Source organism: Rhodanobacter sp. UC4437_H4, from assembly GCF_052978425.1.
In genome coordinates, this window is the sequence record NZ_CM129673.1 from 2,221,009 (window position 1) to 2,245,981 (window position 24,973).

Annotated in this window: 20 protein-coding genes; 10 read left to right on the top strand and 10 right to left on the bottom strand. The window is 67.1% G+C overall.

What is annotated here, in order from left to right:
• The 8 genes from ACVCL3_RS10250 (at window position 1) to ACVCL3_RS10285 (ending at window position 8,808) form a co-directional block, all read left to right on the top strand.
• Window positions 1-843 (top strand): hypothetical protein, encoded by an 843-nt coding sequence (locus ACVCL3_RS10250; RefSeq protein WP_447097554.1) that lies wholly within the window; start codon window positions 1-3, stop codon window positions 841-843.
• A gap of 101 nt (window positions 844-944) precedes the next feature.
• On the top strand, window positions 945-2,498 hold the full coding sequence (locus ACVCL3_RS10255; protein ID WP_395120950.1) for an EAL domain-containing protein: 1,554 nt from the start codon (window positions 945-947) through the stop codon (window positions 2,496-2,498).
• 137 nt (window positions 2,499-2,635) lie between these two features.
• Window positions 2,636-3,301, top strand: coding sequence for a response regulator (locus ACVCL3_RS10260; protein ID WP_447101189.1), 666 nt, complete (start codon window positions 2,636-2,638; stop codon window positions 3,299-3,301).
• Window positions 3,298-4,692 (top strand): ATP-binding protein, encoded by a 1,395-nt coding sequence (locus tag ACVCL3_RS10265; protein WP_447101190.1) that lies wholly within the window; start codon window positions 3,298-3,300, stop codon window positions 4,690-4,692. Before ACVCL3_RS10260 ends, ACVCL3_RS10265 begins: the two co-directional genes overlap by 4 nt.
• A 141-nt stretch (window positions 4,693-4,833) precedes the next feature.
• On the top strand, window positions 4,834-5,580 hold the full coding sequence (locus tag ACVCL3_RS10270) for a polysaccharide deacetylase family protein (protein ID WP_447101191.1): 747 nt from the start codon (window positions 4,834-4,836) through the stop codon (window positions 5,578-5,580).
• Complete coding sequence (locus tag ACVCL3_RS10275; RefSeq protein ID WP_447101192.1) at window positions 5,577-6,722, top strand: glycosyltransferase family 4 protein; 1,146 nt, start codon at window positions 5,577-5,579, stop codon at window positions 6,720-6,722. The genes ACVCL3_RS10270 and ACVCL3_RS10275 overlap by 4 nt, the downstream gene beginning before the upstream one ends.
• Before the next feature lie 377 nt (window positions 6,723-7,099).
• Window positions 7,100-7,408, top strand: a complete 309-nt coding sequence (locus ACVCL3_RS10280) for a PepSY domain-containing protein (protein WP_447101193.1) — start codon at window positions 7,100-7,102, stop codon at window positions 7,406-7,408.
• Between the two features lie 209 nt (window positions 7,409-7,617).
• Window positions 7,618-8,808, top strand: a complete 1,191-nt coding sequence (locus ACVCL3_RS10285; protein ID WP_447101194.1) for a glycosyltransferase family 9 protein — start codon at window positions 7,618-7,620, stop codon at window positions 8,806-8,808.
• 45 nt (window positions 8,809-8,853) lie between these two features.
• Here ACVCL3_RS10285 and ACVCL3_RS10290 read toward each other — a convergent pair whose 3' ends face one another.
• From ACVCL3_RS10290 to ACVCL3_RS10310, 5 genes are all read right to left on the bottom strand, one after another.
• Window positions 8,854-9,891, bottom strand: coding sequence for a YncE family protein (locus tag ACVCL3_RS10290; protein ID WP_447101195.1), 1,038 nt, complete (start codon window positions 9,889-9,891; stop codon window positions 8,854-8,856).
• Window positions 9,892-9,922: 31 nt separating this feature from the next.
• Complete coding sequence (locus ACVCL3_RS10295) at window positions 9,923-12,994, bottom strand: efflux RND transporter permease subunit (protein ID WP_447101196.1); 3,072 nt, start codon at window positions 12,992-12,994, stop codon at window positions 9,923-9,925.
• The gene (locus ACVCL3_RS10300) at window positions 12,991-14,058 is read right to left on the bottom strand and encodes an efflux RND transporter periplasmic adaptor subunit (RefSeq protein WP_447101197.1); all 1,068 of its coding nucleotides are present in this window, start codon (window positions 14,056-14,058) and stop codon (window positions 12,991-12,993) included. Before ACVCL3_RS10300 ends, ACVCL3_RS10295 begins: the two co-directional genes overlap by 4 nt.
• Window positions 14,055-15,443, bottom strand: coding sequence for a TolC family protein (locus tag ACVCL3_RS10305; RefSeq protein ID WP_447101519.1), 1,389 nt, complete (start codon window positions 15,441-15,443; stop codon window positions 14,055-14,057). The genes ACVCL3_RS10300 and ACVCL3_RS10305 overlap by 4 nt, the downstream gene beginning before the upstream one ends.
• Window positions 15,444-15,508: 65 nt before the next feature.
• Window positions 15,509-16,132 (bottom strand): phosphatase PAP2 family protein, encoded by a 624-nt coding sequence (locus ACVCL3_RS10310; RefSeq protein ID WP_447101198.1) that lies wholly within the window; start codon window positions 16,130-16,132, stop codon window positions 15,509-15,511.
• A 168-nt stretch (window positions 16,133-16,300) separates the two neighbouring features.
• Between ACVCL3_RS10310 and ACVCL3_RS10315 the strand changes: the two genes are divergently transcribed.
• Together ACVCL3_RS10315 and ACVCL3_RS10320 are read left to right on the top strand one after the other, a co-directional pair.
• On the top strand, window positions 16,301-17,002 hold the full coding sequence (locus ACVCL3_RS10315) for an MtnX-like HAD-IB family phosphatase (protein ID WP_447101199.1): 702 nt from the start codon (window positions 16,301-16,303) through the stop codon (window positions 17,000-17,002).
• Window positions 17,003-17,048: 46 nt separating this feature from the next.
• Window positions 17,049-18,452, top strand: a complete 1,404-nt coding sequence (locus tag ACVCL3_RS10320; RefSeq protein WP_447101200.1) for an aspartate aminotransferase family protein — start codon at window positions 17,049-17,051, stop codon at window positions 18,450-18,452.
• A gap of 614 nt (window positions 18,453-19,066) precedes the next feature.
• On the opposite strand, the gene ACVCL3_RS10325 is transcribed toward ACVCL3_RS10320, so the two are convergent.
• The 5 genes from ACVCL3_RS10325 to ACVCL3_RS10345 form a co-directional block, all read right to left on the bottom strand.
• On the bottom strand, window positions 19,067-19,543 hold the full coding sequence (locus tag ACVCL3_RS10325) for a Mov34/MPN/PAD-1 family protein (protein ID WP_447101201.1): 477 nt from the start codon (window positions 19,541-19,543) through the stop codon (window positions 19,067-19,069).
• On the bottom strand, window positions 19,515-21,269 hold the full coding sequence (locus ACVCL3_RS10330) for a ThiF family adenylyltransferase (RefSeq protein ID WP_447101202.1): 1,755 nt from the start codon (window positions 21,267-21,269) through the stop codon (window positions 19,515-19,517). The genes ACVCL3_RS10325 and ACVCL3_RS10330 overlap by 29 nt, the downstream gene beginning before the upstream one ends.
• Window positions 21,270-21,280: 11 nt before the next feature.
• On the bottom strand, window positions 21,281-22,345 hold the full coding sequence (locus ACVCL3_RS10335; protein ID WP_447101203.1) for a cyclic GMP-AMP synthase DncV-like nucleotidyltransferase: 1,065 nt from the start codon (window positions 22,343-22,345) through the stop codon (window positions 21,281-21,283).
• Window positions 22,332-23,453, bottom strand: a complete 1,122-nt coding sequence (locus tag ACVCL3_RS10340; RefSeq protein ID WP_447101204.1) for a patatin-like phospholipase family protein — start codon at window positions 23,451-23,453, stop codon at window positions 22,332-22,334. The genes ACVCL3_RS10335 and ACVCL3_RS10340 overlap by 14 nt, the downstream gene beginning before the upstream one ends.
• A gap of 132 nt (window positions 23,454-23,585) precedes the next feature.
• Window positions 23,586-24,971 (bottom strand): hypothetical protein, encoded by a 1,386-nt coding sequence (locus ACVCL3_RS10345; RefSeq protein ID WP_447101205.1) that lies wholly within the window; start codon window positions 24,969-24,971, stop codon window positions 23,586-23,588.
• Between the last annotated feature and the right edge of the window lie 2 nt (window positions 24,972-24,973).

Genomic DNA, 24,973 nt, shown 5'->3' on the forward strand with positions numbered 1-24,973 from the left:
ATGACCTGTCCACCTCTTCGTCGGCCCCGCCATGCGCTGCGCCTCGCCGCTCTCCTGCCGCTGGCGCTGGGCAGCGGGCTCGCCGGCGCGCAGCAGTCGCCTGCACTCGATCGCGTCAGCCTGTGGCTGGGCGGCTACGACGCGCACGTCGACACCACGCTCGGCGCCAGCGATCCGGGCGGCCGGTACGGCGGCAACTTCAGCCTGGAGAACGATCTCGGCTTCAACGACCGCAAGCGCGTGCCGCGCGCGCGACTGGATTTCCTGGTCGGCGACAGCCAGGGTTTCTCGCTCGACTACTACAGCGTCAACCGCTCGCGCAGCCAGAGCCTGGCGCGCTCGATCAGCTACGCCGGCAACGACTACGAGGCCGCCGCCACGGTGCGCGGCAAGTTGAACTTCGATTTCGGCAGCGCCTCCTGGCGCTGGTGGTTCGGCCACGGCAACGACGTGTTCGGGCTGGGCCTGGGCGGCGCCTACTACCGCGTGCACGCCGCCATCAGCGGCGAGGCCAGCGTCAACGGCGAGCCGGTCGGGCAGGTCTCCTCCGGCACCAGCGACGGCGCCTGGGCACCGATGCTGCAGCTCGGCTGGCGCCATGCGTTCAACGACCAGTGGCGCATGTATGCCGACGCCGCCGGGGTGAAGAAGAACGGCGGCCGGCTCAGCGGCCACATCGTGAACGCCGCGCTGGGCGTGGAATGGCTGCCGTGGCCACACCTGGGCTTCGGCGCCGAATACGGCTACAGCCGCGTGGTGCTGCACCAGCGCAAGCACGCCTACCACGCCAACCTCGACATGAAACTTGACGGTCCCTCGTTGTTCGTCCACCTGCGCTTCTGAGGCGTGCCGCCGGCGCATGAGCGGATAGGCACGCCGGCAGCGTTGGTGCATCATCGAGGCTCCGACGAGCCGTCCGGACCTGGGCGCGGCAAGGGGAAACGATGCCAAGGCGGTTTGCCACCACCATCGCGCTGACGCTGTGCACCGTGGCCATCGCCCTGCCGCTGGTGGCGGCACTGCTGATCGCCCGCCACCAGTCGATGGAGGAAGCCGGCGCCCAGGCATCGAACATCGCCAGCGCCATCATCCATCGCACGGAAGCGGTGGGCGAACAGTCCGCGGCCGCCTATCAGCGGTTGACCGAGTTGAATCCCTCCGGCACGTGCTCCGAGGCCAAACGCGCGCAGTTGCGCCGGATTCTGCTGGATTACGACTACGTGCAGGCGGCCGGCTACGTCTCCGGCGATCGCATCACCTGCTCGGCCATCGGCCCGCAGGCCGACGGCCTGCAGATGGGGCCACCGGCGTACGTGAGCCCGAAGGGCACGCGGGTGCACTTCGGGGTTTCCATCGACGGCAGCCGTCCGTTCGTGGTGCTCAGCGGCGACCATTACGCCACCGCGGTTCACCCGGACAACCTGCTGGTCGAAACGCCTTCCGTGCCGGGCCTTGCGCAGGGCGTGTTCGGGCGCAGCGCCGGCAAGGTCTGGGCCCGTGACGGCCACTTCGACCCGGCATGGCTGGAGCAGCACGGCAAGGCAGCCCGCGCGATCTTCTACGACGGCGGCTACCTGGTGGCGATCCAGGGATCGGAACGCTTCGACGTGGGCGCCTACGCGGCGATTCCGCGTGCCTACCTGAGCTCCCGCCTGCGCGAGCTCGCCCTGTTGCTGCTTCCCGTCGGGCTGGCACTGGGCGCGGCGTTGGTCGGCGCGATCGTCATGTTCGCGCGCCAGCGTGCGTCGCTGCCCGCGTTGCTGCGGGCGGCGCTGAACCGGCAGGAGTTCGTGCTGTACTACCAGCCGATCGTCGAGCTGGGCTCCAACACGATAGCCGGGGCCGAGGCACTCTTGCGCTGGCCCGCCAACAAGCAGATCGGCATGCGCCCGGCGCTGTTCGTGCAGGCCGCGGCCGACTGCGGACTGACCGCCCGCTTCACCGAATACGTGCTCGCCCGCGTCGCCATCGACGGGCCACGCTTCTTCAGCCGATATCCGGGCTGCTACATCAGCGTCAACCTGGCGCCGAGCGACCTGCTGTCCGGCGCAGTCGTCGAGCACCTGCAGCGCCTGCTGACCACGCCCGGCATCGGCGTGCACAACATCGTGGTGGAGGTGACCGAGAGCTCCTTCGTCGACCCGGCCAGCGCCAACCGCACGATCGCGCGCATCCATGCGCTGGGCATCCGGGTGGCGATCGACGACTTCGGCACCGGCTTTTCCGGCCTGTCGCAATTGACCCAGCTGCGCGCCGATTGCCTGAAGATCGACAAGATCTTCGTCGACGCCATCGGCACCGGGTCGGTCACCAGCGAAGTGGTGCTGCACATCATCGCGATGGCGCGCTCGCTCAAGCTCACGCTGATCAGCGAAGGGGTGGAGACCCACGCCCAGGCCGAGTTCCTGCGTCAGCACGGCGTGGCGTTTGCCCAGGGCTGGCTGTTCGGCAAGGCGCAGCCGCTGGACGAGCTGTTGCGCCCGGCCGGGCCCGACTGATTGCCGGCGGCACCCGGTCGAGCGCCTCCGCGCGGACCGCGCAGCCACCGGCTCTTGACGTGTCGACTGCGCCATAAGCACTTCTTAAGCCGGCACACGGATAATCCGCCGGGCCGCCGCCACACCGGAGCCTGTTCGTGCACATCATCCTGGTCGAGGACGACGCCCAGCTCGGCGCCGCCATCCAGCGCGCGCTGGAACGCCTCGCCTATACGGTGAGCTGGCTGCGCGACGGCCGCGAGGCGCTCATCGCGCTGCGCGACGAAACCGCCGACCTGGTGCTGCTCGACCTCGGCCTGCCCGGCAAGGACGGCCTCGACGTGCTGGTCGAGGCGCGCCGCAGCCACGTCACCACGCCGGTGATCGTGATGACCGCGCGCGACGGCCTGCAGGCGCGCGTGCACGGACTCGATGCCGGCGCCGACGATTATCTGATCAAGCCGTTCCACCTCGACGAGCTGTGCGCGCGCATCCGCTCGCTGAGCCGGCGCGCGCAGGGCCTGGCGGTCAACCGCATCGAGGTCGGCGCGCTGGCGCTGGACCTGGGCACTTCGCAGGTGACCTGTCGCGGCGAGGCGATCGAACTGACCCGGCGCGAGTTCGCCCTGCTGCAGATCCTGCTGGAACGCGCCGGCAAGCTGGTGCGCCGCGAAAGCCTGGTGAACTCGCTGTATGGTCTGGACACCGTGGTCGGCGACAACGCGCTGGAGGTGCTGGTGCATACGCTGCGCAAGAAACTCGGCTACGACACCGTGCGCACCGTGCGCGGCTTCGGCTACATGATCCCGCGGGAGCCCGAATGAGTCAGCCCAGCCTGCGCGGCCGGCTGCGCTGGCTGATCATCGGCGTGATGCTGGCGGTGCTGCTGCCGCTGGCGGTGCTCAGCTTCCGGCGCACCATGCAGGAGGTGAACGAGTTGTCCGACGGCCGGCTGGCGCAGTCGGCCCGCACGCTGCAGGTGATCCTCGGCCAGGAAGGCCCCGACGTGTTGCGCGGCCACGGCCAGCATGGCCAGTTGGTGCCGATCGAGGCGCCCGCGGTGCAGGCCATGCGCCGGCGCGGCCACACGTTCGAGTCCGAGGTCGGCTTCCAGGTATTCGACCGCGCCGGCCGCCTGGTGATGGCCACCACCAACCTCGCCGCGCTGCCCGCGCCGCAAGCCGGCGACGGCGAATACCGCGACATCCGCGCCGACGGCTACCGCTGGCGCCTGTTCACCCTGTCCGACCCGCGCGATGGCCTGGTGATCCGCACCGGCGAGCGCTATGACAGCCGCCACGACATCCTGCGCGCGCTGTGGTTCGACCATGCCCTGCCGCTGCTGATCGGCCTGCCGCTGCTCGGCCTGCTGGTCGGCTGGGCGGTGCGGCGCGGCCTGCGCCCGCTGCAGTCGCTGACCGGCGCACTGGCCTCGCGCAAGCTGGGCAGCCGCGAGGCGATCGTGCTGGAGCATGCACCGCTGGAACTGCAGCCCGTGCTCGACGCGTTGAACGGGCAACTGCAGCGCCTCGCCGATGCACTGGAGCGCGAGCATCGCTTCAGCGCCGACGTGGCGCACGAGCTGCGCACGCCGCTGGCCTCGATCATGCTCAACATCGAGAGCGCGATGGCCACCCGCGATCCCGCCGAAGCGGAGGCCAGCCTGGCCGGCGCGCGCCACAACGTGGCCGCGCTGGCGCGGCGCGTCGAGCAGTTGCTGGCGCTGGCGCGGCTGGAATCCGGCACCGCGCTGGAGCAGCGCCAGCCGGTCGACCTGGTGCGCGTGGCCAGCGACGTGATCGAGGAGCTGGCTCCGGTGATCGCCGAAAGCGGCGCCGAGCTGGGCTTCAGCCACGACGACCACCCGCTGCAGGTGCAGGGCCACGAGGCCGCGCTGGCCGCGCTGCTGCGCAACCTGATCGAGAACGCCATGCGCCACGTGCCGGCCGGCGGCCAGGTGCAGTTGTCGATTGCGCAGGGCGTGGTCACCACCACCATCGACGTGGCCGACGATGGCCCCGGCATCCCGCCCGAACGGCGCGCCGCCGTGTTCGCCCGCTTCCACCGCGAATCGAGCAGCCGCGGCGAAGGCTACGGTCTCGGCCTGTCGATCGTGCAGCGCGCCGCCGAGCTGCACGGCGCCAGCATCGAGCTGCTCGATTCGCCGTTCGGCCACGGCCTGCGCGTGCACGTGAGCATCCCGCGCAACGACTGAGCGAAGCGCCCGTCACGACACTGAAACGCCAGCCTGCGCCTCCGTAAGCCGGCTGAAAGCCGGCCGCCCGGAGAATGCCGGCCGATGACCCCGGCCGATGCGTGCCGGTGGCGGGCAAACCCGGGTGCGGCGGAACCAGGCATGGACAAGGCGGGAAAGGCGGGCGGCCAGATCGTGCCCGTGCTCATGTATCACAACATCGCGGCAACCCCCGCAGGCTTGCGCAGCTACCGCAGCCTGTATGTCAGCCCGGCCAGATTCGCGCGGCAGATGTGGCTGCTGCAGCAGCTGGGATACGCCGGCCTGTCGATGTCGGCGGCATTGCCGTACCTGCGCGGCGAACGCCGCGGACGGGTCGTCGCCATCACGCTGGACGACGGCTACGTCGACAACCTCGACGCGGCGCTGCCGGTGCTGCAGTCGTTCGGCTTCAGCGCCACGATCTACATGGTCAGCGGCAGCATCGGCCGCTTCAACACGTGGGACGCCGAACGGCTCGGCATCCGCAAGCCGCTGATGTCCGCCGCGGACATGCGCCGCTGGAACGACGCCGGCATGGAGATCGGCGCGCACACGCGCAGCCATCCGCGGCTCAGCCAATGTACGGACGCCGTCCTGCACGGCGAGATCCACGGCTGCAAGGCCGACCTGGAGGATCGCCTCGGCTGCGCGGTGACCCAGTTCTGCTACCCCTACGGCGACCTCGACGAGCGCGTGGTCGCGGTGGCCCGCGAAGCCGGCCACGCGGCGGCCACCACCACGCGCCGCGGGCGCGCCGTGGCCGGCGCCGACCTGTGGCGACTGCCGCGGATACAGGTGGCGCGGCACCACCTGCTGCCGCAGTTCGCGGCGCGCGTGCTGACCGGCTACGAGGATCGCCGCGCATGAAATTCCTGCTGGTCGGCACCAACCCGGAGCATACCGGCGCGGCCACCCATTTCGTCGCGCTGGCGCAGGCGCTGGCCGAGGCCGGCCACGAGGTCGGCGTGGTCACGGCCGCCGACGGACTGATCGAACAGCAGCTTGCCGACACCGCCGTGCAACTGCACCGCGCCACGTTCCGCAATGCGCTGGACCTGCGCGGCTTCGCCGCGGTGCTGCGCGCGGCGCGGCAGCTGCGGCCGCACTGGCTGGTCGGCAACTTCGGCAAGGAGTACTGGCCGCTGATCGTGATCGGCCGGCTGTTGCGCATCCCGGTCGTGCTGTTCCGCCACCGGGTGCCACCGATGAAGCGCGTCTCGGCCTGGCTGCTGCCGCGGCTGGCGCACCGCTTCTTCGCCGTGTCGCGCCACGCGCGCCGCGCCTATCTCCAACGCGGCGTGCCGCCCGGCCTGGTGCAGGTGCTGTACAACCCGGTGAACATGGCGCTGTGCCGGCACGACCAGGTGCAGCGCAGTGCGATCCTGCGCAGCCTGGACATCTTCGGCGACCCCGTCGTGCTCGGCTATTGCGGCCGGATGCAGCGGGGCAAGGGCATCTTCACCCTGTTCGACGCCGCCACCGCGGCGATGGCGCAGCAGCCGCGACTGCATTGCCTGTGGCTGGGCGACGGCCCGGATGCACAGGCGCTGCGCGAGCGCGCCGCCGCGCATCCGCTGGGCAACCGCCACCATTTCCCGGGTTGGGCCAACGACATCCACCCGTACTACAGCGCCATGTCGATGCTGGCTTTCCCGTCGATCGCGACGGAGACCTTCGGCCGCGTCTCGGTGGAAGCGCAGGCCGCCGGCCTGCCGGTGCTGGCCAGCGACATCGGCGGCATCCCGGAAACGCTGCAGCCCGGCGTCACCGGCGTGCTGCTGCCGCCCGGCGACGTCGAAGCATGGCGTGCCGCCATCGTGGCGATGTGCGACCCGTCGCGCCGACTGCCGATGGGCGTGGCGGCCGAGGCCTTCGTCCGCGAGCGCTTCAGCACCGGCGTGATCGCGGCCCGCTTCGTGCACCTGCTGACCGCCGCGAGCACCTCGAAGGCCGGCAGCACGGGCATCCCTCCGCATCGGCCTCGCGGAAGATGGCGACTGCCGGGTTGAGCAGGAACACCGCCGCATCCGGCCGGCACCCGGGATGCCCTGATCTATTCCGCGTACCCGTCACCGCGCTGTATGCGCGCAGCGGTTTGTCGCAGCGGCGACGGCAGACTGGCCGTCTGTCTAGACGCTGGGGCGAACCGCTGCGTGCATACAGCGCGGCCCCGACGCATTGAATCAAATGATGGGGTGACGTCCAGAAGGCCCGCAGGCTGCGCCGCGTAGCTTGAACAGACGACCAGTCTGCCCTGCGCCACGCAACACACCCTGCGGGCCTTCTGGACGTCATGCCGGGTGCGCGGAATAGATCAGAGCATCCCTAAGCGTCCACGAAGCTTGTTCGGCGACGCTGTCATTCCCCCATGACTGAAGGAATGAACATGCGCAACGTACTGGTTGTTTCCCTCGCGCTGGCCCTGCTGGCGGCCAGCGCCACCCTGCCGGCGCAAGCCGCCCCGCCGGCGAATCTCAAGACGCAGGCGAAGATCGACATGAGTCATGCCCGCGACATCGCCCTGAAGGCGTATCCCGGCAAGATCGTCAAGGAGGAGCTGGAGCAGGAGCCCGGCGGCAGCGGCCTGCGCTACTCGTTCGACATCAGCTCCGCCAAGGCGACGCACGAGGTCGGCGTCGACGCAAAGACCGGCAAGGTGCTGGAGAACTCGCTGGAAGGCGCGGACAACGATTGAGGCATCCCTGACGACGCGCTGGAGCGGTCACCCGGAACCAGTCCGTGCGGCAGGCTGCGATGAGCGGCCGGGGTGCCTGCGGATTCATTCCGGACAACGGTGCGCGAAAGCGGGAATGACGGGCATCGGGGCACGGTTCGTGCGTTGCCTTAACCAGATCCTCACCGGTCGATAAGCGAGCTGAAAGCGACGTGCCTCATGCTGGCGTCATGACCATCACCGCTATCGTCCGCCAGTTCGTCGCCGTGCCGCCAACGGCCACCGGTTCGCTCAAGCGATCGCTCCCGAAAGATGCCTGGCGACGGGTTGCGGTGAGCTGGATGCTGCGCCGGATGTTCCACAAGGTGGGTGGCCAGTTGTGCGCTCCGGGTGGCTTGCCGACCACCGGCATTCATCGGGTGCTGGTCTGCCGCCCGAATCACCGGCTGGGCAACAGTGTGCTGATCAGCCCGCTTATCGCGGAGATCGAGACGCTTTATCCGGGCGCGGAGATCGACATCCTCGGCAGCCACGCCACGGCCTGTCTGTACGCGAACCGGTTCAGTGTCCACGACGTTTTCGCGTTGCCGCAGAAGATCGCCCGGCACTTGTGGTACTCCGCCGGGGTATTGCGCGCGCTGCGACGATGCCGCTACGACCTCGCCATCGACGCCTGCAACGGCTCGCAGTCGGGGCGGATCGCGCTGGCCATGGCGCAGGCCAGGCACAAGCTGGGATTTCCGGATGCGCTGGTGAATCCCGCCTCCGCATGGCATGCGCTGACGTGGCCTGCCCACCTGGCCGACCGCGGCGTGTTCCTGCTGCGCCAGGCGTATGCCGGCACGATCGCCGCCGACTATCCCCGACTCAATCTCGACCTGACCACCGGCGAGAAGCAGGCGGCGGCCAAGACACTGGCGCGGGTCCGTGGCGAGGCAGGCGGGCACCGCGACATGACGGTGGCGATCTTCCCCAACGCCACCGGTGCCAAGTGCTACAGCGAGGACTGGTGGCGGCAGTTCGTGGACACGTTCCAGTCGCTGTGCCCGCAGGTGCAGCTGGTGGACATGCTGGCGGCGCATGGGCGCTCGCAGCTCGGCTCGCAACTGGCGCCGTACTACTCGCGCAACCTGCGCCGGATGGCCGCGATGATCTCCTGCATGGACGGCTTCATCAGCGCCGACTGCGGCGTCATGCACCTGGCCGCCGCCAGCGGCACGCCCACGCTGGGCCTGTTCTCGGTGACCGATCCAGCCAAGTACGGGCCGCATGGCGGCGCCAATGCCGCGCTGGATACCCGCGGCATGAATGCCGCGGCCGTGGCGGTCACCGCCGCGCGCTGGTGTGCGCGGTTGTCGTCGTCGCGCGCGATCAGCGAACCGGCCTCACCCTCCCTCGATCAGGCGCAACGTCACGCGTGAAGCCCGCACCGGGGGCGGGCCGGCATGGGCTGGTCGCCGCAACCGTCAAGGCTGCCCCACGGTCAGGACGGCGAAGCTGCCCGGCACGATCGTGTGCCGGCCATTCGGCTGCCGCGCGCTGCCGAAACGCGCGGCGGAGAGATAGAGCCGGTGCAGCTTCGGGTCCAGCGTCAGCGTGCGCGCGCTGACCTGGGTGGCGATGGTGGCGCTGACGCGATAGTGGTCCGCGTCGTCCTGGTGGATGGCGGTGATCGTGCCGCTTTCGCCGTTGGAGCTGTAGATCGTCGACGCGGCGGCGTCGAACACCACCGCATCCGGGCCGTCGCCGATCGGCACGCGGGCGACCTGGTGGCCGTCGCGCGCATCGGTGACGACCATCAGCCGGTTGTCGCAGACCGAGAACAGCCGATGGTGCACGAGGTCGATGGCCAGCCCGCTGGGCGATTCGCACCCGGCCAGCGGCCATACGTGCAGCACCGTGTCGGCGGCGGTGTCGATCTCGACCAGCTCGGCCTTGTCCTCGACGTTGTCGTAGATGTGGCCGGCGCCATCGGACACCGCGAACTCGGGCTTGCCGGGCAGCGCGATCGTGGCGATCACCGCGTCCCTGGCCGGGTCGATCACGCTGGCCGAATGACTCCTGCCATTGAAGGTCAGCACGTGATGCGAGGGGACGTCGTAGACGATGGCGTCGGGGTTCTCGCCGGTGCCGCCGATGGTCGCCAGCGGCTTGAACGTGCGCAGGTCGAACTCGGTGACCGAGGCGCTCCTGCCGTTGCTGGTGAAACCGCGCTGCAGGTCGTCGGCGATCGCGATGCCATGCACGCCGGGGGTATCGGCAATCGTGCCGATCTGCCGGTTCGCGTCGACATCGATCACCAGCACGCGATCGCCGCGGCTGACGAACAGGTGCCGCGGCGCCGCGTCGAAACTGAGGTAATCCCAGCCGCCCGCGCCACCCAGCGGCAGAGTCGACAACAACCGCGGTACCGGGGCAGGCGATGCGGCACGGCCAGCCACCGGCGCGAGCAGCAAGGCCAGCGCGGCCGGCACGAGGGAGCGAAGCAGTCTTTGCGTTTGCATGGCAGTCACCTTGGCGTGGGGACGGAGAACATCAGCCTGCGGGCGCAGGTCCGTTTGCAGCGGGTGGCGTGTCGTGGCGACGCAGCAGCGCGTACAGCACCGGCATCACCAGCAGCACCAGCGGCAGCTGCAGCAGCATGCCGGCGATGATCGCCACCGCCAGCGGCTGCTGCATCTGCGAGCCCTGGCCGAGCGCCAGCGCCAGCGGCAACAGGGTCAGGATCGCGGCGAGGGTCGACATCAGGATCGGCCGGGTGCGGTGCGTGCCGGCGTCGTGCAGGGCGTCGTGCAGCGCGAGGCGACGCTGCGCGTCATCGAACTCGGAGAAGTAGAAGATCGCCACCTCGGTGACGATGCCCACGATCATCGTCATGCCCATCATCGAGGAGATGTTCAGTTCGATGCCGGTCAGCCACAGCCCGATGAACACGCCGGGCAGCGCCAGCAGCGGCATCGCCAGGATCGCCAGCGCCACGCGGAAACTCTCGTACAGGAACAGCAGCAGGGTGAACACCAGCGCGATCGCCGCCAGCAGCACGATGGTTAGCCCGCGGAATGCCGCCTGCTGCTGCTGGTAGACGCCGCCGAGCTGGTGGAACATGCCCTTGGGCAACAGCCCCGGGCGGGCCAGCACCTGCTTCACGTCGGCGATGGCGGCGCCGAGGCTGCGGCCGCTGATCCGGCCGGTCACCGCCACCATGCGCTTGAGGTTGTTGCGGGTGATCTCGGGCTGGCCCTGCACCTGGCGCAGCGTGGCCACCTGCGACAGCGGAAACAGATGGCCGTCCGCGGCGCGGATCGGCAGCGCCGCCACCTGGTCGAGCCGCTGGTGCGCGCCTTCGGGCAGGCGCACGCGCACACCGACCACCTTGCCGTCCACCGGCAGCTGCGCGGCGACCGTGCCGTCGATCGCGGCGGCGACCTGGTCGGTGACGGCGGTGGGATCGAGCCCCTGCAGCGCCGCCTTCGCCGGGTCGACCTGCACGGTCAGCGCGTCGCCCGCCGGGTTGATGCCATCGAGCACGCCGACCACGCCGTTGATCTTGCCGATCGCCGCGGCAACTTTCGTGGCGGTGGCCTCGAGCTGGTCCGGGTCATCGCCGTACAACTGCACCTCGATCGGTTGCGGCACCGCCACCAGGTCGCCGATCAGGTCCTCCATCAACTGCGCCAGGTCGATGTCCAGCCCCGGCACCTGCGCCTCGACCGCCGTGCGCACCTGGGTCATCACCTCCTCGGTGGAAGGACGCGAGCCGCTCTTCAGGCGCACGAAGAAATCGCCCTGGTTCGCCTCGGTGAGACCGCCGCCCAGTTGCAGGCCGGTGCGCCGCGAATAGGTGTCGACCCAGGGGTTGGCGCGGATGATCGTCTCGACCTGGTTGAGCAGGCGGTTGGTTTCCTCCAGCGAGGTGCCGGGTTTGGACAGGTAGTCGAGGATGAAACCGCCCTCGTCCATTTTCGGCATGAAGCCGGTACCGACCCGGGTGTACGCGAAGCCGCCGAGCGCAATCAGCGGCACGAGCAGCAGCAACACCAGCGCGGGGCGTCGCAGCCAGCGCGCCAGCAGCTTGTGGTAGCCGTCCATCATCCGCGTGGTGAAGCGCGAGCGCGGACGCTCGGCGAGATGGCGCTGGTCGAGCAGGCGTTCGGCCAGCAGCGGCACCGCCACCCAGGTCAGCAGCCAGGAAATGATCAGCGCGCTGGCCATGGTCAGCGACAGCGCCTTGAAGAACGCGCCGGTGACGCCGGTAAGGAAGGCCAGCGGCAGGAAGATCACCACGGTGGCGGCGCTGGAACCGGTCAGCGGGCGGGTGAACTCCCGTGCCGCGCCGGCAATGCGATCGTGCAGATGCCCTTCGCCCTGGTGCAGCCGGCGGGTAATGTGCTCGAGCATCACGATGACGTCGTCGATGATCAGCCCGACCGCCGCGGCCATGCCGCCCAGGGTCATCATGTTGAAGCTCATGCCGAGCACGCGCAGCAGCAGCACGGTGATCGCCAGCACGGCGGGCACCACGATCAGCGCGATCAGGATCATCCGCGTATTGCGCAGGAACACGAACAGCACAAGCCCGGCCAGCACGATGCCGATCAGGATCGCGTCGCGCACGCTGCTGGCCGCGCCGGTGACCAGTTGGGTCTGGTCGTACCAGTTGGCCACCGTCACCCCCGCCGGCATCTGCGGCGCGAACCCGGCGAGGCGCTGCCTCACGTCGCGGGCGATCTGCACGCTGTTGCCGGCCGGCTGCTGGTAGACCTGCAGCAGTACCGCGTCCTGGCCGTCGGCATTGACCCGGATCCACTGCGGCACGTGGCTCAGGCTGACCCGCGCCACGTCGCCCAGCCGCACCACGCCACCCGGGCCGGCGCGCAACACGATGTTGCGCAGCGTGGCGAGCGTCTTCGGCTGGTTGTCGGCCAGCAGCAGGTAGAGCTTGTAGTGGTCGGCGACGCGGCCCATCGCCTGGATCGTGGCGGCGTGGCTCACCGCGGCCGACACCTCGGCCAGGCTCAGATCCAGCGCGCGCAGCTTGCCCGGATCGACGTCGGCGTGGAACTCGGCCACCTCGCCGCCCTGCACGTCGACGTGGGCGACGCCGTTGATGCCGCTCAGCAGCGGGCGCAACTGGTACTGCGCCAGATCATGCAGCGCACTGGGCGACAGCGTGTGCGAACGCAGGCTGTAGGCCAGCACCGGGAAGGTGGTCGGGTCCATCCGGCGCGAAGCGATCTGCGTGCCTGCCGGCAGCTGCGGCAACACCTGGCTCACCGCACCGTTGACCTCCTGCAGCGCGCCGGCCATGTCCGCGCCCCAGTCGAAGCTGATCGCGATATCCGCACTGCCGCGGCTGGTGGTGGAGCGCACGTCGCGCACGCCGCGCACCCGGCGCACCGCCTCCTCCACCGGCGTGGTCACCTCGATCGCCATCTGGTCGGCCGGGCGGTCGCCCGCATCCAGGGTCAGCTGCACCCGCGGGAACGACACGTTCGGGAACAGCGCCACCGGCATCAGGAACGCGCTGGCGACGCCGCCGAGTGCCAGCATCAGCGCCAGGAACAGCAGCGAACGACGATGCTGCTGCATCCATGCGGTGAGGCTCACTTGACCGACTCCCGCACCGCGTCGCCGTCGTCGAGTTCGTACACGCCGAGCACGATCACCTTCGCCTTCGGATCGAGCGGCCCGGCCACGCCCACCGGATCGCCCTGCGCGCTGCGCACTGTCACGTCGACCCGTTTGGCATGGCCATGCTCGACCTGGAACAGATAGTCGCCGCGCGCGTCATGCAGCACGGCGGCGCGCGGCACCGACCACGCGGTGAAATCGGTGGTGCGGATCTGCGCTTGCAGCGGCGCGCCCGCCACCAGGCTGGCGCCGGCGGCGGCCGGCAGCTCGACCTGGGCATCGAGCAGATGGCTCTGCGGGTTGATCGACTGGCCGACCATGCGCAGCGTGCCGGCGAACGTCTGCGTGCCGTACACCGCACGCAGCTGCACCGCCATGCCGGGCTGCAGGCGCGGGCCATCGTCCGGCTGCACGCCTAGCAGCGCGAGCAGCGCATGCGTCGGGGTGAAATCGAGCAGGGGCGCATTGGCGGCGATCCGCTCGCCCAGGCCGACCCGCAGCGCGGTGACCACGCCGGCGGCCGGCGCCTCGACGGTTTCGCTGGCCGCGCCGCCGCCGAGCGCGCGCTGTGCGTCCAGCGTCGCCTGCGCATCGGCCAGCGCCTTGCGCGCCGCGGCCAGTTGCGATTGCGTGGCCAGCCGCTGCGCCGCCAGTCGTTCGGTGCGCTTGAGTTCGCCGGCGGCGAGCGTCAGCGCGCTCTGCGCCTGCTGCCAGGCGCTGCGCGCGGCCGGGTCCGGGGTGATCGTCAGCAGGGGCGCGCCGCGCTCCACCGCCTGTCCCGCCGATGCATGCAATGCCGTGATCTGGCCGCCGTGCGCCAGGCTGATCGTGCGTGCGCGCTGCGGATCGCCGGCGGCGCTGCCCCAGGCTTCGATGGTGTCGTGAAACGTCGTCTGCACAGGCATGGCGGTGGTGACCGCGACGACACCGCCGGCGGGCGCGGCGGCCTCGTCGTCATCCGGGGCCGCGTTGCCGCAAGCCGACAACAGGCCGGCCAGCAGGAGGACGCCCAGCACAGGCAGGATGACGAAGCGATTCATGGCGTGGCAGCCTGGGTGGCATCGGGATGGGCGGCAACGAGGTCGGTGTTGCCGAGCAGGGCATCCAGCGCGATCGACTGCCGGGCGCGTTCCTGGCGCACGGCCAGCAGGTCGAGGTCGGCTGCGAGCGCGCTGGCGCGAATCGCGAGGTAAGTCGGCCAGTCCAGCGTGCCGGCCTGCCAGGCGCGTTCGGCCGACGCGCCGGCCAGGTCGAGCTGCCGCGCATGCGCGTCCAGCCCGGTGAGTTGCCGGTCGAGCGTGGCCAGGTCGCGGGTGATGCGCTGCATGTCGCTGCGTGTGGCCAGCACGCGCGCCGCATAGTCGTCATGCAGTTGCTGGCGCGTCGCCCGCTCGATCGCGATGTTGCCGCGGTTGCGATCGAACAACGGCAGGGTGATGCCGATGCTCAGCCCGTTGGTGTACACCGCGCTGGTGTCGCGTGCCGTGTTGAAGCCGATGTTCAGCGCGGGGAACTGGGCCAGGATCGCACTGCGCAGCCTGGCCTGCTGCGACTGGTAGCCGGCCTGCAGGGCCAGCAGGTCCGGTCGCCGCCGCGGCAGGTCGTCGAGCGCCGCTTGCACCTGCGACGGCGTGGGCTGATCGAGCCAGGGCGCGCCGACCAGGTCGAGCTTCACCGCGGGTGCCAGGCCGAGCAGCTGATGCAGGTCGCCTTGTGCCTGGTGCAGCGCGATCGCCGTCTCGGCCAGCCGCTTGCGCACGTCGGCCTGCGTATTGAGCCCGGCGCTGGCACTGTCGTAGGTGAGGTTGCCCGCGTCCAGCGCGGCGCGGATGTAGGTATCCACCGTCGCCACGGCCTCCTGCTCGCGCTCGAGTCGCGCCTGCTGCGCGCGCAGGTTCAGCACCTGGTCGAACAGCAGCCGCGCCTGCGCCACCGTCTGCCACTCGGCCCACAGCAGGTCGAGGTTGACCTGGTTGACCTGGTCGCGCGCGGCGGCGCGGCGCGAGGAGCGCGTCAGCAAGGCACCGATGTCTTCGCTGAGGCCGAGGCTGTAGGCGGTGACGAAGCCGGCGCCGGAATGGCGCGGAACATCCGCCGACACCGCCAACTGCGGATCGGGCAGCAGCCCGGCGGCGAACGCCTGCGCCCGCGCGACGCCCAGCTCGTCGCGCTTGAGTCGCAGCTGCGGACTGTTGGCCACCGCCAGCATCGCCACCTCGGTGACATCCAGGCCATCGGCCGGATCGAACCGGTGTGTCGACCACGCGGGCAGCGGCATCTCCGCGGTCGGCGCGCTGAGCCGGGCCACGCCGGACGCACCGGCGCCGCCGTCCAGCGGCAGGTCGGTGTAGGTAGCGCAGCCCCCCACGCCGAGCAGCGTGGCGAGCATCAGACCGATCCATCCGCCGTGGTTGCGCCCGATCATGGACGCCACGATAGCGCGCCACGAGTGCGCAGTCGGAGCCCCGGTGACGGATTGCGTCCCTCGCATCACTTGAAATGATGGATGAAGCCGACCTGGAAGCCGCCGGGCAGCCAGCCGATGATCAGCGGCGAATCCCGATGCGCGGCCCACAGGCCCACGCCGGTGCCGATCGCCGCGCCCACCAGGACATCGCTCTGCCAGTGGCCGTGCGTCTTCACCCGCGCCACGGCGTCGTAGACCGGCAGCAGGGCCAGTGCGTAGACCGCGGGATGGTCGTGGCCGTAGTTCACCATGAACGGCGTGACGGCCGCCGAGATCGCCGCCACCTCGCCGCTGGGAAAACTCTGCGCGTGCGTGCCGGCAAACCAGCGGTTCGGGTCGCTGGTCTGCGACGGGCGTTCGCGCTGGAAGGTGAGCTTCAACCCCTCGCTGGCCACCGCGGTCACCGCGAGCGCGTCCACCGAGCGCCAGAAGGTGTCGCCCAGCTTGTCGTGGTCGCCGAAGGCCAGCGCACCGCCGACCACCGTGGCGACCGTGCCGTAGACCAGCGCGTTCTGGTCCGTGCGGTTCCAGATGCCGCGGTTGTCGTAGTGGATACGATGGTCGATGCCCAGCGGGCCACTCGCGGCCATCGCACCGGTCGAGGCGAGCAAGGCAAGGCACAGCAGCAGGAACGATGGCGCACGCATGGTCCTCTTCCCGACCAGGCAAGCCGGCTGGTCTCTGCCTTCCCACGCTACGCGGGCCAGCTTTCCGTTTGCTTAGAAACCGGCCACGGCACGCGCCCGGCAACGGAAAGGCGATGGAAAGGCAGGTTGCCTAAGCTTCCGCTCCACTGTTGCCGACCTGAGTGAGCGATGCCCGTTTCCGGCTGGACCATCCTGTGCGATTTCGACGGCACCATTTCCGTCGAGGACGTGATCGACTCGCTGCTCGATCGCTTCGGCCGCCCCGGCTGGGAAGTGCTGGAGCAGGACTGGCGCGCCGGCCGGATCGGTTCGCGCGAATGCATGGCCGGCCAGGTCGCGCTGCTGCAGATGAGCCGCGCCGAACTGGACACGCACCTGGCCGGGATGTGGATCGACCACGCGTTCCCGGGTTTCGTGGCGAAGGCGCGCGAGTTGAACGTGCCGATCCGCGTGGTCAGTGACGGCCTCGACGTCGCGATCCGGCAGATTCTCGCCCGCTACGGCCTGGACGACCTGCCGCTGGCGGCAAACCACCTGGCGCCGGCCACGCCGCCGCAGCAATGGCAGCTCACTTCGCCGTTCCAGGCCGACGGCTGCCGCAGCGGCACCTGCAAGTGCGCCTGCGTGGCGCAGGCCCGCGCGGGCGGCGCGAAGACGCTGCTGATCGGCGATGGCGCCTCGGATTTCTGCGCCGCCGACCGCGTCGACTTCGTGTTCGCCAAGCACCGCCTGATCGAGCACTGCCGCGCCGCCGGCATCCCCTACGTGCCGATCACCGGCTTCGAGGATGCGCTCGACCTGCTGCCGCAGCTGCTGGACGGCAGCCTGTCCGGCCAGCCCGCCCCCCCTGCGCCGGCGACCACGGCCTGACCGGCCGGCCCACGCGATCCACTCCTTTACCGACCCCGGACTTCCGATGAATGTTTTCGACAAGAACGCTGCCGTCGTGATCGACGACGCCCAGCTGCTCGCCGACGAGGCGAAATACAGCTCCTTCGGCGACACCGTGCACTACGTCGACCCGCCGAAGATCTTCCGCAGCTGCGAAGGCAGCTACATGTTCGACACCGCCGGCGTGCCGTTCCTCGACCTGCAGATGTGGTACTCGGCGGTCAACTTCGGCTACGCCAACAAGCGCCTCAACAACGTGCTGAAGCAGCAGATCGACCTGCTGCCGCAGGTGGCCAGCCAGTACCTGCACCAGAGCCGCATCGAGCTGGCCAAGGCGGTGGCGCTGGACGCGAAGAAGAAGTTCGGCCTGGACGGGCGCGTGCACTTCAACGTCGGCGGCGCGCAGGCGATCGAGGATTCGCTGAAGATCGTGCGCAACGCGCGCAACGGCAAGAGCCTGATGTTCGCCTTCGAGGGCGGCTACCACGGCCGCACCCTGGGCGCCTCGTCGATCACCTCCAGCTACCGCTACCGCCGCCGCTTCGGCCACTTCGGCGAGCGCGCGATGTTCCTGCCGTTCCCGTACCCGTTCCGCCGCCCCAAGGGCATGACGGCCGAAGAATATTCCGACAGCTGCGTCCAGCAATTCGCGCGCCTGTTCGAGACCGAATACAACGGCGTGTGGGACCCCAAGACCAACCAGTGCGAGTACGCCGCGTTCTACGTCGAGCCGATCCAGGGCACAGGCGGCTACGTCGTCCCGCCGATGGGTTTCTTCAAGGGCCTGAAGAAGGTGCTCGACCAGTACGGCATCCTGCTGGTGTCCGACGAAATCCAGATGGGCTTCTGGCGCACCGGCAAGCTGTGGTCGATCGAGCACTTCGGCGTGACGCCCGACATCGTGGTGTTCGGCAAGGCGCTCACCAACGGCCTCAACCCGCTGTCCGGCCTGTGGGCGCGCGAGGAACTGATCAACCCCACCATCTTCCCGCCCGGCTCCACCCACTCCACCTTCAACTCCAACCCGCTCGGCACCTCGCTCGGCCTCGAAGTCATCAAGATGGGCTACGAGCTGGACTACGAGACCAGCGTGCCGAAGAAAGGCGCGCACTTCCTCGACGGCCTGCGCGAGCTGCAGAAGAAGCACAAGGAAATCGGCGACGTCGACGGTCTCGGCCTCGCCCTGCGCGCCGAGATCTGCACCGACGACGGCTTCACCCCGAACAAGGCGCTGCTCGACAGGATGGTCGACATCGGCCTCGCCGGCGACCTGGAACACAACGGCAAGAAGATCGGCCTCGTGCTCGACGTGGGCGGCTGGTACAAGAACGTGATCACCTTCGCGCCGTCGCTCGACATCACGCACGAGGAGATCGATCTGGCGATCGCGCTGCTGGATCAGTTGCTGACGAAGGCCAAGAAGGGCTGATTTGCGCGGCGTGGATCAAAGGCTCGGCAGGTGGCTGCCGGGCCTTTTTCATGCCCGCGACTTTTTCCCTCTCCCCGCCATGCCGGCGAAGACAGGCATCGCACCCTCACATCCGTCATGCCCGCGAGGCGCTTCTCAACAGCCGAAGGCTGGTCAGGCAGGCATGGCACTTCACTCGTCGCGCAAGACGACGCATGCGTTGTAGGAGCGCGCTTGCGCGCGATGCTTTTGCTTGGCGGGCCGTCAGAGCAAGAGCTTTCGTCTGCCTTCGGCAGCCGAGTTACTTTCTCTTTGCGTGGCCAAAGAGAAAGATAACCAAAGAGAAAGGCCACCCCGCTTGGCGCTTGCCGGGCATCCTGCCGGCAAGTCCGTGAGTCGGGGCCGGGCTTTTCGAGCGGGCTCCTGCCCGCGCGAAAAGGCGAGTCCATCCATGGACTCGCCCGCTGCGCGGCCTGTCGCCCCCGGATCACCGCCGCACAGGGGCCCCGGGTAGAGCAGCGGGCCATCCTAGCCCGCACTCGGTGCGCAACCGCTGCGCGGTTGCGAGAGCAGGGCGCGGCGAGCAAAGGGAGCGTCTTCTATCGGCCAGAAGCGGACATTTGACGACTAGATTCTCACTCGGCTCCCTCTTGAAACCTAAGATTAGACCGTATCCGCATACCGTCAGGAAGGTAGGTGTGAACGGTGGAAATCAGTTCCCCATCGGATCCAAGCTTTGCAATCAGCAGAACCACAAAGTTTGCGCCAACGGATTCGTCCTGTACGATTTGCAGCACAGACTGATCATCGGTCCTGCTTGGATACGGTGCAAATGACGGATGCGAATGCCATTCGCCGATGTAGTTGAATCGCGCATAGTCGTGCCCTGTCTCATGGAAGAACGCGTGAATCCTTCCGATGGCATCCTCGATCCGCCGAATGAATGAGGCGAACGCACCGCGACGATGCACAGTCATCTCGCGGATGATGAAGAGGTTTTGTCCGGCATGCTCGCCCATGAGGATTCCACCGATCTCACGCAGACCCGCCTTCCGGAGCGCTGAAAGCAGCAGTTCATGTTGTTCAGATGGAAGGATCAGAGTTAACACCATGTTTTCCTTCGCACATCCTCAGTAAGGCCTCGACGACGGCTAGCTTGTCTTCGCCACTCCCGGCGTTCTCGTCGCGCTCCCAGCCCTGGCCCTGCACGTCGATCGGGCGCGTATCGAATGGTGCCTCGAAGATCCACTCGCGACGCATGCCCAATAGATACACCGAGTACGGAAACTCGCTAGGGTCCCGAGACAATGCGGTATCGATCACCAGCCGGGTCAGCGCGGTCGCGACGAAGCCAACGTCGCTGTCGTAAGCGATCAGCGGTTGTTCTTCGGTCCCGTCGTAGCCTGCGGCGCTCTTGAAGGGCGCGTCGGGAAGGGTCGCCAAGTATGCGTGGTAGGCGTCGCGGACGGCCAATGGGTTCGGATCGCGCCCCGGGCGTGCCCGCGCGATCATCCCGCCGTAGCCGCCAGCAAATATCTCGCCCCAGCACAACGGTGTTCCGTACTGCTTCGCAAGCGCTGCCAGCAGCAGGAAGACTTCCGGATTGGCCGTGGCATCGATCAATAGGTCGCAGCCGGACAGATCCTTGAGTGCTGCCGCGGTCGTCACCGGCGATTCCTGACCGGCGATACGTGTGGTTCTGGCATCCGCCTGCACCCCCGCGACAACCAAGGACAATACATCGCTCACGGCCCGTGCTTTATGCACGCCCATGTGGGTCCAGTTCAACTCATGCCGCACAGTGTTGCCAGGCATGAGGTAGTCGTCGTCGATCAGCAGGAAACAGCGGATACCGGATCGGGCCAATGAAACTGCGATCTTGCTGCCCATTGATCCGAGCCCGACGATGCCGACGCGGACATTGGCCAGTTGCTGTGCTTCTCCTGACAACCTGAGGCCGGAAAGCGATGGCAAGACGATCCTATGCTCCAGCAACTCTGGCTGCTCGCCTGAGTCGATCAAGAACACCCGCAGCGACGGCAATGCAGTGCCAAACAACACGATGGTCTTGGCTTTGTACTTGCCCGCCTCCTGCACTAGGAGGTCGTCAGTAGCGAATCCGGCCTCTGCCAGCACCCGTATTAGCGTCTCGGCGGATTCGATCGCTTGCCGCATGTCGAAGGCATCACTGCGGAATATCCATCCATCGCCGGGCAGCGAAAACAGCGGAAGTGATGTGGTGATGCCCTTCGGAAGATCGGTTACGTCTTGCAGCACGTCCTCTGCGTCGGCAACTTTCGCCGCGAACATGACGACTGCACCCCAGTTGTACACGATCGCCGATTTCAGTCTGGTTCGGGACGACAGCGGAAGTGCCATACACCTGGCGAGGAGTTCGGCGGTGGCCACGAAGCGCCGGTTCGATCCGCGCATTTCCTGTCCCGCCGTTAGGCGATGTGCCGACGGCACCGCGTTCGGCAACTCAGGATGCTGTTCGGTGCACAGCAACTCGTGTGCGCTACGCACCATGTCCGCACCGGTCACATTAGGATGCCAGTTGTCTGCCCGCCATTGCAGGCACAGCGGGCCGCCAAGACCATACTGGTGGTTGGACCATCGCTCAGACTTGTCCCGCGGACAGATATAGGGCGGCGACGCAGGGAACGTGTCTGGATAAGTCATCCGTGCCGCAAAGACGCGACCATGGATGGCCATGTCGAGATCGACCGCGATCGAGCCTTCCGGAGACATGCGCCAAGCGGTACTCAGCCAAGCGCCTTCGGCTTCGAGGCGATCAAGTTCCGCGCGCTCGCGCAGGAAGCGCGTGGGGTCATCCATGGCCCATTTCATCAGGCGAAGCCTGAGGACTTGTTCGGCACCACCGGGCGGCTAGGGAAAGTGAGGCTGGCGGCAGTGGAGGCGGCAGGCTGGAGCAAGGACTTGGCCGCAGCGGTGTCCTTGGCGACCTGGACGCTGAAATAGTCCGTGTTGAATACCTTGTCCCAAGCGTCGCTAGCCTTCTTGCGCGTGCAGTCGTACTCGTCGAGGATTTTGAGTGTCTCCAGCGCATCGCCCAGACAATCGCGGAAGAAGATCACGCACTCGTCGCCTTCCTCCGCGAGATTCTTGTCCGTATACACCGGATGGTCGATGCGTTGGCTGAAAACCAGTTGCCCCTTGATCGCCTTCCAGGTGTCGCGCAAGGCGTCATCGTCCCGGCCGGGGCGCGCCACGAAGTGGTTCACGACCAGTTTCGAGATACAGATGCCGCTGGTGGTCTTCTTCTTCCAGGCGACGCGGCTGCGGGCCATCTTCTTGGTCAGCTTGGTGATCCGCCGCAGTTGGCTGGTATCGGACTGCCCCGTCTTCAGTTCTGAGCCGACTGCATCGTTGTACCAGCGCGTCACCTTGCGGGCATCCGACTTGACCCAGTCATCGCCGCTGGTCAATTCATATTCGACGACCTCGTTTCCCCAGATGTCCTTAGCGCGGATCGTGCGGTAGACCGGAATGTCGATGTGGTACCCATCCGGATACTGCTGGCGCACGCAATTGGTCTTGATCACTGAGTCGTAGGCTAACCGGTCATCCTTCAGTGCGTTGCGAACTCGCATGCGGGCGTCACGCGCGCTGAGATAGTCACCGTTGGCGTCTTTCAGATCTTCTTTGTCGAAATACACGCCATCGTCGATGTCGTAATCGCAGGCATCATCCTGAACCATGGTGCGCATCGCATAGGAGCCCTGCGAACTGAACTCCTTGGGCAAGGAATGGCCGGCCTTGGTCAACCCGTTCTTGAGTCGCGTCCGGCCGTTGTCGCGGCGGTTGCGCATCTCCGTCTGGTCGTCGTTCGAGAGGTTCACCTTGTCCGCGTGATACCCCTTCATTTCTTTGTTGCAGTCAATGGTGGTCATGGGTTTGTGCCTCGGGCTGCTGGCGACTGGGATCGGACGCACCCGCAAGTGCAGCGCGGAACGCGCTCATCCGATCGTCTGATTCAGTCGTCGCCCAAGCGAAATCGACGTCGGAGATGGCTTGCCGGGCGAGCGCGTTGAGCACCTTGGGACGCGCGTCGTCCATGTTTTCCAAATACTTGTGGAGTTCGCCGGACGGACATTGCGCCGGCAGACGGAAGGCGAAGCTGTCATGCCCCCGCAGTTCCGCAATTTTCCGCGCGAGGTAGTCGTATGCGACCGCCTGTGCGTTGATGCTCGCGGCGATGGCTTTGAGGCCGCTGTCCCAGCCCAGCGCCCCGCGGTGCAATTTCTTGGCACTCTTGAGTTCTTCGCCGCCCTGCACTGGAAGCGTGCCGAGCATATACAGGTGGATCGGACGATCAGCCTCACCGCGCCGCCGCAGGATCTCGTGCGCTTCGATCATGCCCACCGCGCCCGGGTTGTTCGCCCACAAGCCACCGTCCACGTAGTCGACAGTGGCCCCGCCGCTACCGGGCTCGGTCAGGCGTGCGATCGATCGCAGGATGGGGGCAGCACTGGTCGCCATGCAGGCGTCCACCAATAGCCGGTCGTTGTCGCGCCCGTTGAGACGGTCCATGTGCGGCGTTTTGAACACCACAGCGGCATGGCGATTCAGATCCACGGTGGTGATGGCTAGGCCGATGCCGCGGCGCGCGTAGACTTGCTCCATGGTTTCGATGCCGAAGGCATCGGTGAGCACGGCACGCAAGGCTTGATCGCCTGCGGCAAGACCGGAGAATAGGCCGCGGACGTATTTGCCCAGCTTCGGTACTGCGCGCATCCGCTGCCGTGGGAAAATCTCCCGACCATGTACTTGGTACAGCGCCAACACCTTGTGGAGCGGGATGCCTGCCGCCAAGGCGCAGGCGACAATCCCGCCGGTACTGGTGCCTACCAACAGGTCAAATGCCCGACCCGGATCGATCTCTTCAGCCCCAGAGACGCGAAGCCGCTGTGCGAACGTGTCGAGGTACTTCGTCTGATAAACACCACGCATCCCGCCGCCGTCCAGGCACAGGACCCGAAACGGCTTCACAATCCCCATATACGCGCTCTCGGTAGGCTCGTCCCTACTATATCTGGTGGTTTGCGCACAATGTTTCAAGGCGGAGGAGCGCCGCCAACCTCCCGAAGGGCGAACACCCACCCCAAGCATCGGGGGCGGAGTAATCAGTAATCAAACCGAGATGAACTCGCCGCCACCCGCAAAAACCGTAATGTCCCCGTCGGAGCTAATCTTTATGGCTAGGCCAAAATGGGATGCCGCAATGGCTGCCTGGGTGCGACTTCCTTCGACGCGCCTTCCCTTCTTTATGCCCTTCCCACCGGATTTGAGAACAGCACCATAAGCTCTGATTCGGCCAGCGTTGTCGATTACAATCGCGCCGTCGAGTGACGCCAATTCCACGGCAATTGCACGATGCAATGTCTTGATCGTTTTTCCGTCGAAAATGTTATCGAAGTCTGCATCAGCCGCGAGGCGGCGATCGTCCCCAATTCCATCGCCGCTTCGGACTAACTTTCGAACGTTGTTTCGGTTCTTAAGGATGACGAAGAGCCCGCCCGACCGGCGGAAGGAAATGTCCAGTGCAGCTCGGTAGATCGGTCCGATTACCCGTCCCAGCTGTGATTGATTGACTCCTTGTGCTCGGGCTTGGTCGCGCAGGAGTTCGAGCAAGAACCGATGGTTCCAAAACTGCCAGCGACCGAAACGGTAGCTAAAGCGCAACGTGCCCTCTTCAAAAATTAAGATATCCCCCTGCCGACTCAAGGCGATCCCGTACTTTCCAGCTCGACTAGCGCGGGCGATACGTTCCGACCAACTTGGGAAGAAATGTTTCTCTGTGAGCCCTTGGCGTTCGAACTGCTCAAGATCCACCAAGTCCGCAACTTCGCCGTTGGTGGAGACGACATACGCAGTCCGGAAGCCATCCGAGAGCGCCTTGTATCGCTTCGCCTGAAGGAATTCCAGCGGAAAGCTGGCCAAATCGGCATCATCTACAGTTGCACCTAGGCTTGTGTCCAAGATGCAGCCGAAGTTATACGACTTGTTCTCGTAGCTTTGCTCGGAGAGTTTGTGCAGCTCCCGCAGCACGGATCCCAGCGGCAACCGCACTTTCCACACTTCTTGTAGGTGTGCGGCGATTACGTGCTCTTCAAAGGCGTCGCGTAGGGTGCGAATTGAAACCCCGTCGCTGGACTCCACCGGGATGCGGCTCATCACCTTGGAAATCCGCTTGGCAATCAAATCGCAAAGGTTGTGCTCTCGAAGGGAGACCGTGTAGCCAGCTGTCTTGCTGCCATGGCGGCGCTTCGCAATCGCTACGAGGGATCTCGATCCAGTGTCTGATTCTTGACCGATGGCTAACGTGATGCGGACTGCGTCGCGCGTCGAAGAGGTCCAGGAAACTCGCGCCTCGCTCCAGGCGCCTTCGATCCATGCGCCAAGCTCCAAGTGCGGCATAAGGCGATTAACGGCTCGGGCGGCGTGTTCGAGAAAGTCCACTCCATCGGCGCCGATTTTTCGCGCAAGGTTGCTGTTACCCCGGAGTATCTTCTTCATGC